The 16175-nt window shown below is 44.2% G+C and carries 10 protein-coding genes and 6 pseudogenes; 13 read left to right on the plus strand and 3 right to left on the minus strand.

Translation table 11 applies throughout. The annotated features are described in order from the left end of the window. Window positions 1-29: 29 nt before the first annotated feature. The 11 genes and pseudogenes from ACYF68_RS06550 (at window position 30) to ccpA (ending at window position 9856) form a co-directional block, all read left to right on the plus strand. On the plus strand, window positions 30-1112 hold the full coding sequence (locus ACYF68_RS06550; RefSeq protein WP_461045920.1) for a M42 family metallopeptidase: 1083 nt from the start codon (window positions 30-32) through the stop codon (window positions 1110-1112). Beyond that, window positions 1112-2100 (plus strand): annotated as a pseudogene (locus ACYF68_RS06555) (PTS transporter subunit IIC). Before ACYF68_RS06550 ends, ACYF68_RS06555 begins: the two are co-directional and overlap by 1 nt. Before the next feature lie 28 nt (window positions 2101-2128). Next, window positions 2129-2941, plus strand: coding sequence for a DUF1444 domain-containing protein (locus ACYF68_RS06560; RefSeq protein WP_461045922.1), 813 nt, complete (start codon window positions 2129-2131; stop codon window positions 2939-2941). Continuing rightward, window positions 2938-3528 carry a YtpR family tRNA-binding protein gene (ytpR, locus tag ACYF68_RS06565; protein ID WP_461045924.1) on the plus strand — a complete coding sequence of 197 codons (591 nt, stop codon included), beginning with the start codon at window positions 2938-2940 and terminating at the stop codon, window positions 3526-3528. Before ACYF68_RS06560 ends, ytpR begins: the two co-directional genes overlap by 4 nt. Before the next feature lie 11 nt (window positions 3529-3539). Further along, entirely contained in the window at window positions 3540-5258 is a 1719-nt protein-coding gene (locus tag ACYF68_RS06570; protein WP_461045926.1) for a DNA translocase FtsK, read from the plus strand. A 28-nt stretch (window positions 5259-5286) separates the two neighbouring features. Next, window positions 5287-6584, plus strand: a pseudogene (gene murC / locus ACYF68_RS06575) (UDP-N-acetylmuramate--L-alanine ligase). An 86-nt stretch (window positions 6585-6670) separates the two neighbouring features. After that, the gene (locus ACYF68_RS06580) at window positions 6671-7234 is read left to right on the plus strand and encodes a DUF948 domain-containing protein (protein WP_344702563.1); all 564 of its coding nucleotides are present in this window, start codon (window positions 6671-6673) and stop codon (window positions 7232-7234) included. A 14-nt stretch (window positions 7235-7248) separates the two neighbouring features. Continuing rightward, on the plus strand, window positions 7249-7728 hold the full coding sequence (locus ACYF68_RS06585) for a YtxH domain-containing protein (protein ID WP_461045929.1): 480 nt from the start codon (window positions 7249-7251) through the stop codon (window positions 7726-7728). A 69-nt stretch (window positions 7729-7797) separates the two neighbouring features. Beyond that, on the plus strand, window positions 7798-8082 hold the full coding sequence (locus tag ACYF68_RS06590) for a hypothetical protein (protein WP_461045931.1): 285 nt from the start codon (window positions 7798-7800) through the stop codon (window positions 8080-8082). Continuing rightward, window positions 7998-8794 (plus strand): annotated as a pseudogene (locus ACYF68_RS06595) (bifunctional 3-deoxy-7-phosphoheptulonate synthase/chorismate mutase); the annotation flags it as partial. The gene ACYF68_RS06590 and the pseudogene ACYF68_RS06595, both read left to right, overlap by 85 nt. A gap of 72 nt (window positions 8795-8866) precedes the next feature. After that, entirely contained in the window at window positions 8867-9856 is a 990-nt protein-coding gene (gene ccpA / locus ACYF68_RS06600; protein WP_461045933.1) for a catabolite control protein A, read from the plus strand. Between the two features lie 200 nt (window positions 9857-10056). Here ccpA and ACYF68_RS06605 read toward each other — a convergent pair. The 3 genes and pseudogenes from ACYF68_RS06605 to ACYF68_RS06615 all read right to left on the minus strand — a co-directional run bounded on the left by ACYF68_RS06605 (window position 10057) and on the right by ACYF68_RS06615 (window position 12487). Next, window positions 10057-11206, minus strand: a pseudogene (locus ACYF68_RS06605) (acetoin utilization protein AcuC). Further along, window positions 11203-11844: a CBS and ACT domain-containing protein gene (locus tag ACYF68_RS06610; protein WP_461045935.1), complete on the minus strand. Its 642-nt coding sequence runs from the start codon at window positions 11842-11844 to the stop codon at window positions 11203-11205. Before ACYF68_RS06610 ends, ACYF68_RS06605 begins: the two are co-directional and overlap by 4 nt. Window positions 11845-11854: 10 nt before the next feature. Continuing rightward, complete coding sequence (locus ACYF68_RS06615) at window positions 11855-12487, minus strand: GNAT family N-acetyltransferase (RefSeq protein WP_461045936.1); 633 nt, start codon at window positions 12485-12487, stop codon at window positions 11855-11857. Between the two features lie 105 nt (window positions 12488-12592). Here ACYF68_RS06615 and acsA point away from each other — a divergent pair. Next, window positions 12593-14303 (plus strand): annotated as a pseudogene (gene acsA / locus ACYF68_RS06620) (acetate--CoA ligase). A 115-nt stretch (window positions 14304-14418) separates the two neighbouring features. Beyond that, a pseudogene (locus ACYF68_RS06625) lies at window positions 14419-16083 on the plus strand (formate--tetrahydrofolate ligase). Window positions 16084-16175: the final 92 nt, after the last annotated feature.

Consider the following 16175-nt stretch of genomic DNA (forward strand, 5'->3'; position numbering starts at 1 on the left):
GTCAAATGATCATGAAAAGGGGAATTGTAATGAAAGTCACAGACAACACTCTCGAAAGAATGAAAACATTGACAGAACTTCACGGCGCACCTGGGTTTGAAGATCAGGTGCGTGCTTACATGAAACAAGAAATGGCGCCCTTGGCGGATGACATCATCCAAGATGGCCTAGGGGGCATTTTTGCACTTAAAAAATCAAAAGTGAAAGACGCGCCTAAAGTGATGATAGCAGGCCATATGGATGAAGTGGGGTTCATGATTACCCAAACGACCGACAATGGTCTATTGAAGATTACTCCGCTTGGGGGATGGTCGAATGATGTACTGCTTAGCCATAAGTTTAAAGTGAGAACTTCTGAGGACAGAGAGATCCCTGGGGTTATAGGCAGCGTGCCCGTCCACTTCAGAAAAGGGGACGATAAGGGCAATATGGTGAAGATCGAAGATATGTTGCTTGACGTCGGAGCAGATAGCCGGGAAGAACTAGAGAAAATGGGCATCTATCCAGGAGATTCTGTTGTACCGGATGTGGATTTCCAAGTGATGGAAAATGAGGATAAACTTCTCGCTAAAGCCTGGGATAACCGCTACGGTTGCCTGATTGCGATAGAGACGCTCGAGGCACTGGCGGATGTTGAGCTTAATTGTGACTTATACGTCGGCGCCAATGTCCAGGAAGAAGTAGGGCTCAGAGGGGCAAAAGCAAGCGCCAACATGATACAGCCAGATATCGCATTTGTAGTGGATTGTTCTCCGGCGAATGACATGATGGGTAAAAATGATGACATTGGAAAATTGGGTGAGGGAACCCTCCTCAGAATAATGGACCGCACAATGATCCTGTCCAAACCGATGCGCGACTATATGATCAGCACAGCAGAAGAGAACGATATTAAATATCAATACTATCAGTCCCCAGGCGGTACGGACGCAGGTAGTATCCATGTTGCCAATGATGGAGTGGTCAGTGCAGTGGTTGGGATTGTGGCACGCTACATACACACGAGCCATTCAATCATCAATAAGAATGACTATCTTGAAGCGAGGAAGATGCTGATTGAGCTTGTCAAGGGTATTGATTCCCAAAGGGTTGAACAGTTGAGAGGACGCTAATGAGAACGCTCCTTAGAAGATGGTTCATAGATGGCATGAGTTTTATGGCGCTTGGTCTGTTCTCATCCCTTATCATCGGCCTTATCATCGATACCATAGGCACATATATCCCTTACCTTTCAGGTTTTAGGGAGATAGGGGCTGTAGCGATGGGTATGGCAGGAGCTGCCATAGGCGCCGCAATCGGATATGGCTTGAAAGCACCCCTCTCGTCATCTTTACTGTAGTGGCGATTAGTTATGCTGCCTACGATATGGGCGGGGCTGCAGGCAGTTACATTGCGAGCATCGCCTCCATAGAAATAGCCAAATTATATGCTGGGAGGACCAGAATCGATATTATATTGACACCGCTGTTCACTCTTATCATCGGATATGGGGTGGCGCGTTTTATCGGACCTGTAATCGGTGATTTCATGACTGGCATGGGCGATGTAATCGTCTTTGCTACAGAACAGCGCCCATTCGTGATGGGTATGCTGGTAGCAGTCATATTCGGCATTACATTGACAGCCCCATTATCGAGTGCAGCCCTTGCCTTGATGCTTGATATAAGTGGGCTTGCTGCAGGAGCTGCAGTAATCGGCTGCTGCTGTCACATGGTGGGACTTGCTGTGACAGGGTATCGGGATAATGGCTTTTCAGGTGTATTGTCCATTGGCCTTGGTACATCAATGCTCCAAGTGCCCAATGTATTGTTGAATCCGTTCATCCTTTTGCCTCCAATCCTTGCGAGTGCAATCATCGCCCCTATCATGACCGTATTCTTTCCGATGGAAAATAATGCTGCAGGTGCCGGGATGGGCACAAGCGGGCTTGTTGGACAGATCATGACCATAGAAACCATGGGGCCGACGATGGAAGTACTGTTACTTATCCTGATCTTCCAAATTATTTTACCGGCCGTTGTAACTCTGGTATTCTATATCCTGCTTAAACGTATAGGATTGATAAAAGAAGGGGATCAGACACTTAAACTGGGAACATGAGATTAGAATCAAATGCGGAGGTTATTTTATGAATATTTTTCAGCTTAGAGACAGAATCATCGAGAAATTGAAGGAAAAGCGTGATGATTTTCAGACAGCATTTGATCGTGAAGAGGAAATGCTGAGGGTGGAGCGCATTGATAATGGCAAAGGATTGGATATCGCATTATCAAAAGCCGTGGACAAAGCAAAGAAAGATGATAAATTCGTCGATGAAGTGGTGTATTATATCGATGAAACGCTCGAGCGCATGAAAGAAGGCGAATTGACACTCGATGAGAATGCCATCTATCCTGTTGTAAGGTCAACGAGCTTCCATAAAGAAACTAAAAGTGGGGTACCTTTCATAACGGATGACCACACAAATGAAACGAACATCTATTATGCCCTCGACTTTGAGAAAAGCTACCGTCTGATTGATGAAGAACTGCTTAACTCCTTGGGTATCGATAAAGCAGCTTTAAAGAAACTCGCCTGGAAAAACCTTGAGAAACTACCCATCAGTTACAATAAGGATACAATCCAGGAAAATGATTTCTATTTCATCAACCACAATGATGGCTATGATGCGACCAGAATCCTGAATGAAGCCTTCCTCGGAGAAATGTACCGTAGCATGGAAGGTGAAATGATGGTTGGCCTACCGCATCAGGACGTCCTTATAATCGCGGATGTCAAAAATAATGTAGGCTATGATGTGATGGCACAAATGATGATGCAGTATTTCGCCGAAGGGTTGACACCGATCACGTCGCTGTCGTTCTCTTATGATGGCGACAAACTGCAGCCGGTATTTATACTTGGGAAACAACAGAACAATAAAAGAGGTAGAGAAGAATGAAATTGACATATAACAGAAAACACGTCGGTGATGTACTGCTCGTTACCTTTGAAAAAACAGATGATCCAATCTATGAGTATCATGATGATGTTACAATCATTAAAAATGGGAACAGAATCATAGGGTTGAATATATTCAATGCTTCAAAACATATCACTATGCCCGATGAGGTCAACATAGAGCCCGATGAAAAAATTGTTCAGGAAATCAATAGCCTGCTTGAGAAGAACGGACTGGAAACAATCCAACCAGATCTATCACCAAAATTCGTAGTCGGAAAAGTGATGCAGAAATCAGCTCATCCGGATGCTGATAAATTGAATGTATGTCAAGTGGACGTTGGTGATGAAACGCTGCAGATAGTGTGCGGGGCACCTAACGTAGATGAAGACCAACTTGTAGTGGTCGCTAAAGTCGGCGCAGTGATGCCTGACGGGATGTATATCAAGCCTTCTAAATTAAGGGGCGTAGAATCGTCGGGGATGATCTGTTCGAAGAAAGAACTCAACCTCGAGGATGATGGTGTCAAAGGGATTTATGTGTTGGACGGCAGCTATGAAGTATCACAACCATTTGAAGTTAAATAAGGGTGATGAGAGTGGATAGAGGAAGAAGGAGAAGACGATTCAGTCGTGATTTCGAAGATAGGAATCCAAGCAGCGAAAAATTCAGGTTTCCGCTGGACCTAGGTGACGAGGCAAAGGGTAACGAAAGCAGGTCAGATGATTTTGACGAACCTTCAAAAGATCTGATCAGACAACAGCAACAGAAGATTCTGTTGGATGAGCATAGTTCCAGGAAACGCCGGCCATCGAAGTTCACGATAAGTAAAGCCCGTGAAGTGCCTTCTGCGATACATGGAACAAAAAAAGATGTCGCGAAAGATCAGAAAGAAGAATCCGAGGCAAAAGAAAAAAAAGATGGAGGCTATGTGTCTCCGCTTGTCGAGGAATTGAAACGCCAGCGCGAAGAACGTGCGCGACGCCAAAAAAAGAAGGCAAAGAATCAGCATAACCAATATCAGGGTCCGCTGCAAAAGAAGGGAATGCGAACTGCCCCTGGAAAGCTGACCTACAGCTCAGCTGGAGAAAACGATGGAAAAGGGCCTGATGAGCAAAACTCGGGCAAAGCATCAACTCCTTTTAATGTCATCATGACGCCCTATGACAAAAAGAAATCTCAAAGCGCGCCTAACCGCTCTGTAAAACGCAGTGGACCAAAAAACACCTTGCCGCCGCTCGAAATTCTGGGACAGCAGCAGGATGCCCAGTATGAGTTGAGGGATGAAGGCCTTGGGGATGTCATCGTTTCAGCGTTCCAAGCCATCGGTGTGCCGACCCGTCTGCGTGATGTCAAGACAAATGGTGTAACCGCCCGCTATGAACTATCGTTGGACCGGAATTTCAGGCTTAATGTAGTCGGTAAGCTAAAAGAACATCTACTGCCATATTTACCATTTGATGATATGAAGATTATAGCACCGATTACAGGCACATCGAATATCGGGATAGAGTTCATGCTTCCTGAACCTTATCCCATTTCCTTTGCCACCCTCTTTACATCCAGCAGCCTTAAGCTTCGTAAAAATGATTACAAGTTTGTCATGGGCAAAACTGTCGACGATCAAATTTTCAGCTTCCTTCTGCCAAAAGCCGGGCATATCCTGCTCTACGGTGGAAATGACACAGAGACCTCATCAGTCATCGATAATATACTCGTTTCCCTACTGATGAACCACAGCCCCGATGAACTTCGGATTCATGTGGCTTCTGATAAGGCGCATTATGACGCCTATAAAGATTTGCCTCACATGTTCAGCACACCTAAGTCAATTGGGGACAAGACGGTACTGGAAGATGTCCTCAATGAACTGAACAACAGGCATAACCAATTCAGAAGAGCGAATGTGCGGAACTTGAGCAGCTATAACCAAAGGGTCAGCAATGATGCTAAAAAAAGTGTCATAGCAGTGGTAATTGATGATTTATCTGATTTGTTCGAGTACAATAATCCTGAAGCGATACGGGCAATCGTCCAACTGCTTAAAAAAGGCAAGCCGCTTGGCATGCACTTGATCTTGAACCATTCGAGAAGCGACGTCGGAATCCGATTCGAGCTGCTTCAACAGATGCAGACGCGTCTGTCGTTTAAGGATGAAAAGTCGAAGGTGATCGATGGCAGCAATGAACTTGCAGAAGGAAACGATATGCTGGTTCAAATCCCAATTTCCAATCAGCCTGTACGAGTCAACGCAGGTATTCTGACCCCGGAAATCAAGCAGAGGATATTTTCCCACATCAAGGGAATGAGAAAATGAATCGATTTTATGAAAGTGTGGTGGTCTCATGGAAAAATATCATTTTATAGGAATCAAAGGAGCGGGAATGAGTGCCTTGGCACAAGTTCTGCATGATATTGGGCACCAGGTCCAAGGATCCGATATAGAAAAAGAAGTGTTTACAGAATATCAACTTAGAGACAAAGGCATCCTAATACTGCCTTTCAGTGCCGATAATATTGTTGAAGGTGTGACGTATATTGCCGGCAATGCATTCAATGACGAGCATGAAGAAATAAAAAAAGCTCTTGAACTCGGGTATCCGGTCATCAGATACCATAAATTCCTATCCAAATTCATGAATCAGTTTACATCGATAGCAGTGACCGGGGCCCACGGTAAAACATCAACGACGGGACTCCTCAGCCATGTTATGAATGGGGATGTGGACACTACATTCCTGATAGGTGACGGGACAGGTTTCGGGCTTGAGAGCAGTGAATATTTCGCTTTTGAATCGTGCGAATATAAACGCCACTTCCTAAGCTACCATCCAGATTACGCAATTATAACCAATATCGATTTCGATCATCCCGACTACTTCAAAGACTTGGATGATGTTATAGATGCATTTTCCGATATGGCTTCCCAAGTGAAAAAAGCAGTCATTGCTTATGGTGGTGACCATTACGCACAGCAGATCGACTACCAGGTGCCGGTCTATTTCTATGGAGTAGGGGAAGAGTATGACTTCTATGCAGATAATATAGAGTCGAACAACCATGGGACAGTTTTTGATGTCTATTTTAAAGGAGAATTCCTGAACAACTTCCTTATTCCCCTCCACGGAGACCATAATGTTTTAAACGCTTTGGCTGTCATAGCCGTCAGTTACTTAGAAGACTTGAATATGGACAATATTAAAGAAGCATTCACCACTTTTGGGGGGTTAAGAGACGCTTCAGCGAAACCTACCAAGATGGGATGGTGATAGTGGATGATTATGCACATCACCCCCGTGAAATCAGGGCCACTTTGGAAACGGCCAGAAAAAAGTATAGCGGCAGGGAAATCGTCACGGTGTTCCAACCGCATACATTTACAAGAACTGAAAAATTCCTTGATGAATTTGCAGAAGTATTATCCAGTGCCGACAAATCCTATATAGTGGATATCTTTGGTTCCGCACGTGAAGACGCGGGCAGTCTATCAAGTCGGGATCTTGTGGCGCTCATACCAGGGGCTGAACTCCTTGATGAAGAAGATATCGGGAAGTTGAATATGCACGAGGAAGCCGTAATAATATTTATGGGTGCAGGAGATATACAGAAATATGAGAAGAGATTTACAGAGTTATTATCATAATAGAGATGAATCATGTTTACACTCGTATGTTTTGGGTTAATCTTAAGTATGACTAATCAAATATAAATGAATATGGAGGCGTTGAAATGGATTGGCAAATAGTTTTATATATTGCTGCAGGCATTGCTGCAATTGCTTTTCTGATTCTTTGTATCGCACTGGCAGTAGTACTGTTTTCAGTGAAGAAGAATCTGGACCATGTTGCAAAAACACTTGATGGTGTAGAAGGTCAGATACAAGGCATCACTAGGGAATCGACAGATCTGCTTCACAAGACGAACCGTCTCGCTGAAGATGTTCAGGGTAAATCTGCAAAACTCAATTCTGTAGTGGATGCAGTTCAGGGCATCGGTAATTCCATGGGAAATCTTAATGAATCTGTAGATAGAGTGACAAACTCCATTACGCATAACATTTCCCAAAATGAAGATAAGATTTCGCAAGTCGTCCAGTGGTCAAACGTAGCAATGGAAGTTGCTGACAAATGGCAGATGAGACAAAAGCGCAACAGTGCTTTTAATACGAAATATTCTGCAACAGCAGAAACAGATCCGGATAATCTTCCGGTCGCTGTAAATCGAGCGGTAACAGAGAGCGATAATGTAGATGAAGACCGCATTAATGCAGGTCTTGAACAAGATCGTAAATAACAGGAGGTTTATATATGGAAACCTATAACCGTGACCGCCACCTTCATGGTGTTGAAGAGTATGAAGAACAAGTCCATCAATCGACCGGCAGGGATTTCACTGTCGGCTTGGCTGTCGGCCTGATTGTAGGCACAGTCGGCGGTTTATTACTTGCACCAAAATCTGGTGATGCGCTTAGAGATGATATCTCCGAGCAGACCCAGAAGTTCTCAGAAGGCCTGAACTCTGAAAACAGTGAGGAGCAGGGGAGCCTGAAGGAAAAAGCTCAAGAGAAGAAAGAAGAGCTCAGCAATAAAGTCAATGAAACCAAAGATGAGATGAAAGCAAAAAAAGGTGAGCAAGAGGAAAAGCAGAGGGTTAAATCCCTTGACGAATCTGCTGTCAAAGCTCAAAAGGATGCAATTCAGGAAGAAGTTCAAGAACCTGGCCGTGACGACGTAAGAACGGTTGATGTATCTAAATTTGAAGAAACACTTGACGGAGATAAGAAATAGTAATAATATGATGGCATTCTTCCACTAACCACATGTACATGCATGTGGTTAATTTTATGAGGTGAAAACATGACTGAACAAAGCAAGGATATTGAAAAAGCCATTTTGGATACGGATATTGAATTGCTTGAACTTTTTCAAAAACGGCATGAATTAATGCTAGATAAACCAGCATCCTTCAACATGACTGATCATTTCAAAAGGTTGGAGCAGGTGGCTGGCGATCTCGGTTCACGAGAAGGGATGGAGGCACTCCTGAATCTTACAGCCGAGGCCAAAGGGAAACCCCTTTGTTGGTGTCAAGGTCTACCAAAGCCACGGACACTGTTGTGGGAATGGGCAACGTATCGATAGGTGAAGGTTCTCCTGTACATATTTTGGGCCGTGCGCAGTAGAATCGTTCGATCAGGTGGCGACAGTAGCCGAACACATGAAAAGTAAAGGTTTCGAAATTTTAAGGGGAGGGGCGTTCAAACCGCGTACATCTCCCTATGAATTCCAAGGTCTTGGTAAAGAGGGTCTCGAAATATTACTGCAGATTAAGAAGACCTATGATCTGAAAGTGGTCAGTGAGATTGTAGCGCCTGAACATGTCAAACTGGCTGAGCCTTACTTGGATATGTTCCAGATTGGTGCACGCAATATGCAGAACTTCGAATTATTGAAAGCTGTCGGAAAATCCAACAAGCCAGTTTTTCTGAAAAGGGGTCTGAGTGCGACAATAGAAGAATTTATGATGGCTGCCGAGTATATACTTGCAGAAGGCAACAGCAATGTCATATTATGTGAGCGAGGCATAAGGACTTACGAAAAGATGACACGAAATACCCTTGATATCTCTGCTGTACCACTGCTTAAGCAAAAGACTCATCTTCCTGTCATGGTTGATGTTACGCATTCAACAGGAGTCAAGGAAATCATGGCAGACTGTGCCAATGCTGCCCTCGCAGCAGGTGCGGATGGCATAATGGCTGAAGTGCATCCAGATCCTGCAAATGCCCTTAGCGATCAGGCTCAGCAGATGACACTTGAGGAGTTTGACGAATTTCATCAAAACATCTCATAACAGTGACTAATTGCTGTTGTTCGTGTTATTATAATACAAAAAGCGCTTTCAGAAAGCGCGCGGGGGTGCAATATGACGGTTACAATATATGATGTTGCCCGGGAGGCCAAAGTCTCGATGGCGACTGTTTCCAGGGTATTAAATGGAAATCCCAACGTTAAACCAGATACCAGAAAGAAAGTAAAAGACGTCATCGAGCGTCTTGATTATCGGCCGAATGCTGTAGCACGCGGTCTGGCAAGCAAGAAAACGACAACAGTCGGCGTCATCATTCCTGATATCTCCAATCTATACTATTCCTCTTTGGCAAGGGGATTGGATGATATAGCGGAAATGTATAATTATCAGGTCATCATCACTAATACAGATAATGATCCGGAAAAGGAACGCGATGCCTTTTTGAGCCTCATCAGTAAACAGGTGGATGGCATCGTCTTTTTGGGTGGTGCATTGAATGACGAAACCTTGGATGATATCAAGCGCTCGCATCTTCCTGTAGTCATCTGCGGAACAAGTGAGAAGGATGAAAATCTGCCTTCAGTCAATATTGACTATCACAAAGCAATTAAAGAAGCATCCTTGAAGTTTCTTGAAGAAGGAGCCGCCCAGATCAGTTTTGTCAAAGCTTCCTATTCCGAGCAGCTTGAACAACATATTGAGGAAGGGCTTAAAGCTGCGTACAAAGAAAAAGGGAAAAATTTCAGGGATGAATCGATATTTTCGACTGGTGAAGACTATCAGTCAGGAAAAGAAATATTCGAGAAATTGCGTGCTGTTGAATCTGATGTCATCATTACCATGAGTGATGAGACTGCAATAGGCATTCTTCATGCTTATATGGATGAAGGGTTTAAAGTGCCTGCTGATGTACAAATCATAAGCTGCAGCAATACCAGACTGGTCAATATGGCGCGTCCATCCCTATCAAGCATAGCTTTACCGCTTTACGATATCGGAGCTGTCGGGATGAGGTTGTTGACGAAATACATGAAGGATGAACCGATTGAAGAGGCGAATGTCATCCTTCCATACAAAATTGAATATCGATCCACTACAAAGTAGAAGGACTCAGACAAGCTCTGAAGCGAAAAACGGCCTGGAAATCTTAACTTAGGATTTCCAGGCCGTTTTTTTGATGGTGGATGACAAAATAAAGTTCTAAATTTTTCTTATGCCCATCGGGTCGTGATGGGTATGGATATTTGGAATAACCATATTTCAGCTGAAAAATTTACGTAAAAATTACATATACATCAGTATCCCTACTGCTCTTCTATATGGAGCATGGCACGTGAGAGCATGCTCCTGTTTTTTTCATTGATATCTTCCCGCCTAGGTATATCATCATAATCACTGAGATCGTCCTCCAGAGAACCGGGAAGTCAATTGGACATTTGCCTTCATACTTGGCGATGAATGCTTCAGGCAACCGTCCCCGTAAAGGCGGCACACCATTCATGGCAAGCCATATCTGCGCCCACATCCTAGGTACGACCTGCCATAGGTTATAGCCGCCACCACCAACCGCAATCCATTTTCCATCCGTATACTTATCTGCCATTTCGTTGACGAATCTCGGAATCTCCTCAAATGTGTTTGAAGTGACTGAAAGATGCGTCATCGGATCCCTGTAATGTGCATCCACACCATTCTGGCTGAATAATATATCCGGTTTAAATTTAATGATGGCAGCCTCCAAAGTTTCCTTAAAGATTTCAAGGAAAGATTCATCTTCTGTAAATGCATCAATTGGAAGGTTGACGGCAAATCCAAAACCTTCTTCTGTGCCTCGTTCTGTGAGGCTGCCAGTACCTGGGAATAGGTACCGTCCCGTTTCGTGGATGGAATAAGTCATGACTTCATTGCTGTCATAGAATATCCATTGGACACCATCACCGTGGTGGGCATCCGTATCAATATACATCACACGCTGATTGTATTTCGGCGCATATACTCTATAGCGACAGCCGAATCATTGTAGATGCAAAAGCCGCTTGCTCTACCGCTGAACCCATGATGGAGGCCCCCGGCAAGGCTCACGGCCTTTTTGGCTCGTCCCTCCATCACTGCATCAACAGCAGTCAATGTGGCACCGACCAGCATACGGCTCTTTTCATGCATTCCTTCAAAACTTGGTGTGTCATCTGTGTTCAGGCCATAACTTTCCATTTTTTCAGGAGACAAACTGCCTTCCCCCGCCTGTTTGACCGCATCCATGTAATCCTGCTTATGAACCAGTCCAAGTTCTGCATCAGTGGCATCTCGAGGTTTGATAATGTCAGTTTCATTGAGTTGTGAGGACATGGTGAGCAGGTCGGTTGTCATCTTGATCCGCATTTGATTGAAAGGGTGGGTGGAACTAAAGCGATATTTCAGCAATGAATCATCATAGATATAGATTGGTTTCGTCATTGGCCCATCTCAGAAGGTTCAAGCACTGAAAACCCTTTGGCTTTAAGAGTATCTATGGCTTTTTGCGGATTCATCGCCTGCACCCTGAGAACAATTGTCTTATACCCTTTCTTTTCCTTATTTCCATAGACGGAAATACTGATTATCTTTATGTTGAGATCCTTGAAAACTTTACCGATATCGTAGATGACGCCGGTCCGGTCTTCAATCTCCACTTCTATGATTGAACCGGGTTCTGTTATACCCGTAAGTTCCAAGTAAGTGTTCAGCATGTCCTTTTGCGTGATGATGCCGACAACCTGTTCATTCCTGAGTACTGGTATCGCCCCGATGGAGTAATGATAGAAATCGAGGGCTATCTCTTCAACAAAGTCTAAAGGATGGCAGTAGGTTACCCTTTTTCGCATGATCCTCGATATCGGGACTTTCAACGTAAAGTCAGGGTCATCATCGGACAGTACTGAAGGCAATGTCAGCTTCACATCGCGGTCGGACACTATACCTTGAAGCCCTCCATTGCCATCGACAATCGGAATATGTCTGAATGAATATGTGCTCATCATATTCAAGGCATCTTCTATAGTATGCTCCGGTGAAAGCGTTTTAACCGGGCTGGTCATAATTCTTTCTACTAGCATGTGCAACCTCCTAGAAAAAAAATCTATTTTTGAATCTGAGCTTATCAAACTCCATCATCTGATCATTGGTTATATTTTTACCGATGCGTGCCATCAAGGTATTGGCCGGGTGTCCTGTTATTTCGGGGTCATTCGTCTGAAAGACTTCGAAACCGGAACTTGCCATAAAATCAATCATGAGTTTTTTATATTCATATACATCGAGACCACTATTTTTGAGGTCCCAATGCCAATAGTACTCTGTAGTCAATATGATGTAATTTTCCATGAAACTGTCTTTCATGGCATGTTTAAGCATCTGTTTGCCGAGGCCGAAACCGCGGTAGCGAAGGGTGACTTCAACAGCCCCAAGTTCCATGATATAAGGCAGGTTGCCATCAGACCAACGTTCCATGGGATCCGGATGGTGGAAAGTCACATAGCCTAAGATATGATCCTTGAGGCGTGCAATTATAATCCTGCCTTCTTCAAGATCTGCAATCTCTTTTAACGCATCGAACTGTTCAGCAGGACGGCGGAATGCATCAAGACCATCATCATATGTGAACTGCTCGAGTTGTTTTTCGGTCAGCGGTCCTTCTATGATAAATGATTGGTTTTGCGTGTCATATTCCTCTTTATTATATGCCTTTATGTGACGCAAAAAGAAGACCTCCTGGAAAGTTATTTTAATTATTTTGAAATATGCTACTATTCTATTATATAATAAGAATTGTAAAAGAGAAAACACAAAAGGGGAGTTAAGATTATGGAAGTGGAACTTTATGAAGCAACAGATCAAAATCCTAACTTGAAGGATTATGAGGAAGCGGTAAAAAATCATGATTGGAAAGAAGTCGAGAAGAACTTCTCCTGGTATGAAACAGGTAAATTCAATATGGCCTATGAAGCAATCGATAAACATGTGGAGAATGGCCGTGGAGATAAAGTAGCGCTCCATTATAAAAATGGAGATGATAAATCATCATTTACGTTCGAAGATATGAAGAAGGCTTCGAACAAAGCGGCGAATATCCTAAAGGATGAAGCTGGAGTTGAAAAAGGGGATAGGGTGTTCATCTTCATGGCAAGAAGCCCTGAGCTATACTTCACACTGTTGGGCACACTTAAACTCGGTGCAATCGTTGGTCCATTGTTCGAAGCTTTCATGGAGAAGGCGGTAAGGGATAGACTTGAAAACAGTGATGCAAAAGTCATTGTAACAACACCTGAGTTGCTTCCAAGAATTCCGGTGGATGATTTGCCTTCTCTGGAACAAGTCATCGTCGTAGGAGACGATGTAGAAGATAAATATATCGATTTCAATAAAAGTTACAATAATGCCTCGGAAGACTTTGAAATTGAATGGCTCGATAAGGAAGACGGTATGATCCTCCATTATACAAGTGGTTCGACTGGCCAGCCAAAAGGTGTATTGCACGTACAGTATGCAATGGTCCAGCACTATATTTCCGGCAAGTATGTACTCGATCTTAAAGAAGACGATGTATATTGGTGCACAGCGGATCCAGGCTGGGTAACAGGTACTTCTTATGGAATTTTTGCGCCATGGTTGAATGGGGCTACAAACGTTGTAGTAGGGGGAGATTCTCTCCGGAAGCATGGTATGGAGCCATAGAAGATCTCAAAATCACCATCTGGTACAGTGCACCTACAGCATTTCGCATGCTGATGGGGCAGGGGATGAAATCATCAATGATTTTGACCTATCCTCTCTACGCCATGTGCTATCTGTAGGTGAGCCACTAAACCCGGAAGTCGTCAAATGGGGCATGAAAGTATTCAACTTAAGGATACATGACACATGGTGGATGACCGAGACGGGCGCCCATATGATTGTCAATTTCCCGGCCATGGACATCAAAGGCGGCTCGATGGGTAAACCACTACCTGGAATCGAAGCTTCGATCATTGATGATGAAGGCAATGAACTGCCAGCAAACCGCATGGGTAACTTGGCGATGAAGAGTGGCTGGCCGGCAATGATGCGCAAAATATGGAAAAACGATGCAAAATATGAATCCTACTTCATTGGTGACTGGTATGTTTCAGGAGATTCTGCATATAAGGATGAAGATGGTTATTATTGGTTCCAAGGGCGTGTGGATGATGTCATCATGACCGCTGGTGAACGGGTCGGACCATTCGAAATCGAATCCAAGCTGGTGGAGCACCCGGCGGTACAGGAAGCGGGGGTCATCGGCAAGCCAGATCCTGTAAGGGGAGAAATCGTCAAAGCGTTCATTGCAGTACGTGAAGGATACGAGCCGACAGAAGAACTGAAGGAAGAAGTTCGCAAATATGTCAAAGAAGGTTTAGCAGCGCACGCTGCACCAAGAGAGATAGAATTCAAAGATAAATTGCCGAAGACACGCAGCGGTAAGATTATGAGACGTGTACTGAAGGCTTGGGAACTTGATTTGCCTACAGGTGATCTATCTTCAATGGATGATGATTGATCATTGATTGCCTCTGATGATTTCAGAGGCAATTTTCTGTGAATTATGGCATAATGGATATGTCATAATGGATATGTAATGAGGATACGATGATAATTAAGAGGGAGATGTAAATATGGCACAATTGACTGATCAGCAAATTGCTGCACAAGTGGATATCAAAGGTATCGAAGAGATAGCTGAAAACGCAAAGATACCCCACGATGCTCTCGAGATGTATGGAAAATATAAAGCTAAAATTGATATACATAAAATAGAAGGGAATGAAAAGGATTCAAAAGTCGTACTTGTTTCAGCAATGAACCCAACCCCGGCAGGGGAAGGGAAATCGACTTGTACTGTAGGTTTGGCGGATGCATTCAATAAGCTCAAAAAAATGTGATGGTTGCGTTACGCGAACCGTCACTCGGACCTGTTATGGGAATTAAAGGTGGAGCTACTGGAGGCGGACGCGCGCAGGTACTGCCGATGGAAGAAATCAACCTTCATTTTAACGGAGATCTTCACGCAATAACCACTGCAAACAATGCGCTTTCGGCATTTATAGACAACCATATACACCATGGAAACAAGCTTAATATCGATCCGAGACGTGTAACGTGGAAACGCGTGCTTGATATGAATGACCGTGCATTGCGTGAAGTGGTCGTAGGCCTCGGGGACCTTCAAGAGGTGTGCCGAGGGAAGATGGCTTCGACATTACTGTGGCGAGTGAAATTATGGCGGTACTCTGTCTTGCAAGTGACCTGACCGATTTGAAAGATAAATTATCCAAAATTGTTTTCGGCTATACTTATGACAGGGAACCGGTGACAGTAGGACAGCTTGAAGTGGAAGGTGCTTTGGCACTGCTGCTGAAAGAAGCAATCAAGCCGAATCTGGTGCAGACGATGGAAGGTACGCCGGCATTGATTCATGGCGGACCGTTCGCAAATATCGCTCATGGGTGCAACTCGCTCATAGCAACGAACACTGCTAGAAAACTTGCAGATATAGTAGTGACTGAATGCGGATTCGGTTCTGATCTCGGTGGGGAGAAATTCATGAACATAAAAGCCAGGAAGGGCGAATTCGCTCCGGATGCCATTGTTCTAGTAGCGACTATCCGTGCATTGAAGATGAATGGCGGGGTGGCCAAGAGTGACCTTGGGGAACCGAATGTCGATGCATTGAAAGAGGGTATCGTAAACCTCGAGAAGCATATAGAAAATGCACGCAAATTTGGAGTGGAGCCAATTGTGGCATTGAATGATTTTGTAACCGACACGGATGAGGAGAGGGAATTTGTGCTATCCTGGTGCAAATCTAAGGATGTAAGGGTTTCCTTGACGAAAGTCTGGGAACTTGGTGGAGAAGGGGGCGTCGAGCTTGCAGAACAGGTGATGGAAGTACTTGAAGAGCCTCAGAACTTTAATCAATTATATGAAAACGAACTGCCGATCGACCAGAAGATAGAGAAGATCGTCACTGAAGTCTACGGGGAGACGGTGTAATCTTCACGGACAAGGCTAAGAAGCAGTTGGCTGAAATTGATCGTCATGGCTGGGGCGATTTCCCTGTATGCATGGCCAAATCACAATATTCGCTAAGCGATAATCCATCACTCCTTGGTCGTCCGACCGGTTTCAAGGTCACTGTCAGAGAAGTGATTGCCAAAACAGGAGCGGGCTTCGTGGTCGCTCTGACAGGTGACATCATGACGATGCCAGGGCTTCCTAAAGTACCGTCTGCAGTCCATATGGACGTTGATTCTGAAGGGAATTCAAAAGGACTCTTCTAACGCCTGGGAGTATGAAAGCATTAGGAAGTAAAATTCTTAAATGATGCTCGTGAATGAATTAACCGCTTTTGGAGGGTTGGGGACCAGCCCTC

It is taken from the genome of Salinicoccus sp. CNSTN-B1, assembly GCF_054792835.1.

Coding starts and splice junctions, on each gene's coding strand:
- ACYF68_RS06550 (WP_461045920.1), top strand. CDS start 30: ATGAAAGTCACAGACAACACTCTCGAAAGAATGAAAACATTGACAGAA.
- ACYF68_RS06560 (WP_461045922.1), top strand. CDS start 2,129: ATGAATATTTTTCAGCTTAGAGACAGAATCATCGAGAAATTGAAGGAA.
- ytpR (WP_461045924.1), top strand. CDS start 2,938: ATGAAATTGACATATAACAGAAAACACGTCGGTGATGTACTGCTCGTT.
- ACYF68_RS06580 (WP_344702563.1), top strand. CDS start 6,671: ATGGATTGGCAAATAGTTTTATATATTGCTGCAGGCATTGCTGCAATT.
- ACYF68_RS06585 (WP_461045929.1), top strand. CDS start 7,249: ATGGAAACCTATAACCGTGACCGCCACCTTCATGGTGTTGAAGAGTAT.
- ACYF68_RS06590 (WP_461045931.1), top strand. CDS start 7,798: ATGACTGAACAAAGCAAGGATATTGAAAAAGCCATTTTGGATACGGAT.
- ccpA (WP_461045933.1), top strand. CDS start 8,867: ATGACGGTTACAATATATGATGTTGCCCGGGAGGCCAAAGTCTCGATG.
- ACYF68_RS06610 (WP_461045935.1), bottom strand. CDS start 11,844: ATGCTAGTAGAAAGAATTATGACCAGCCCGGTTAAAACGCTTTCACCG.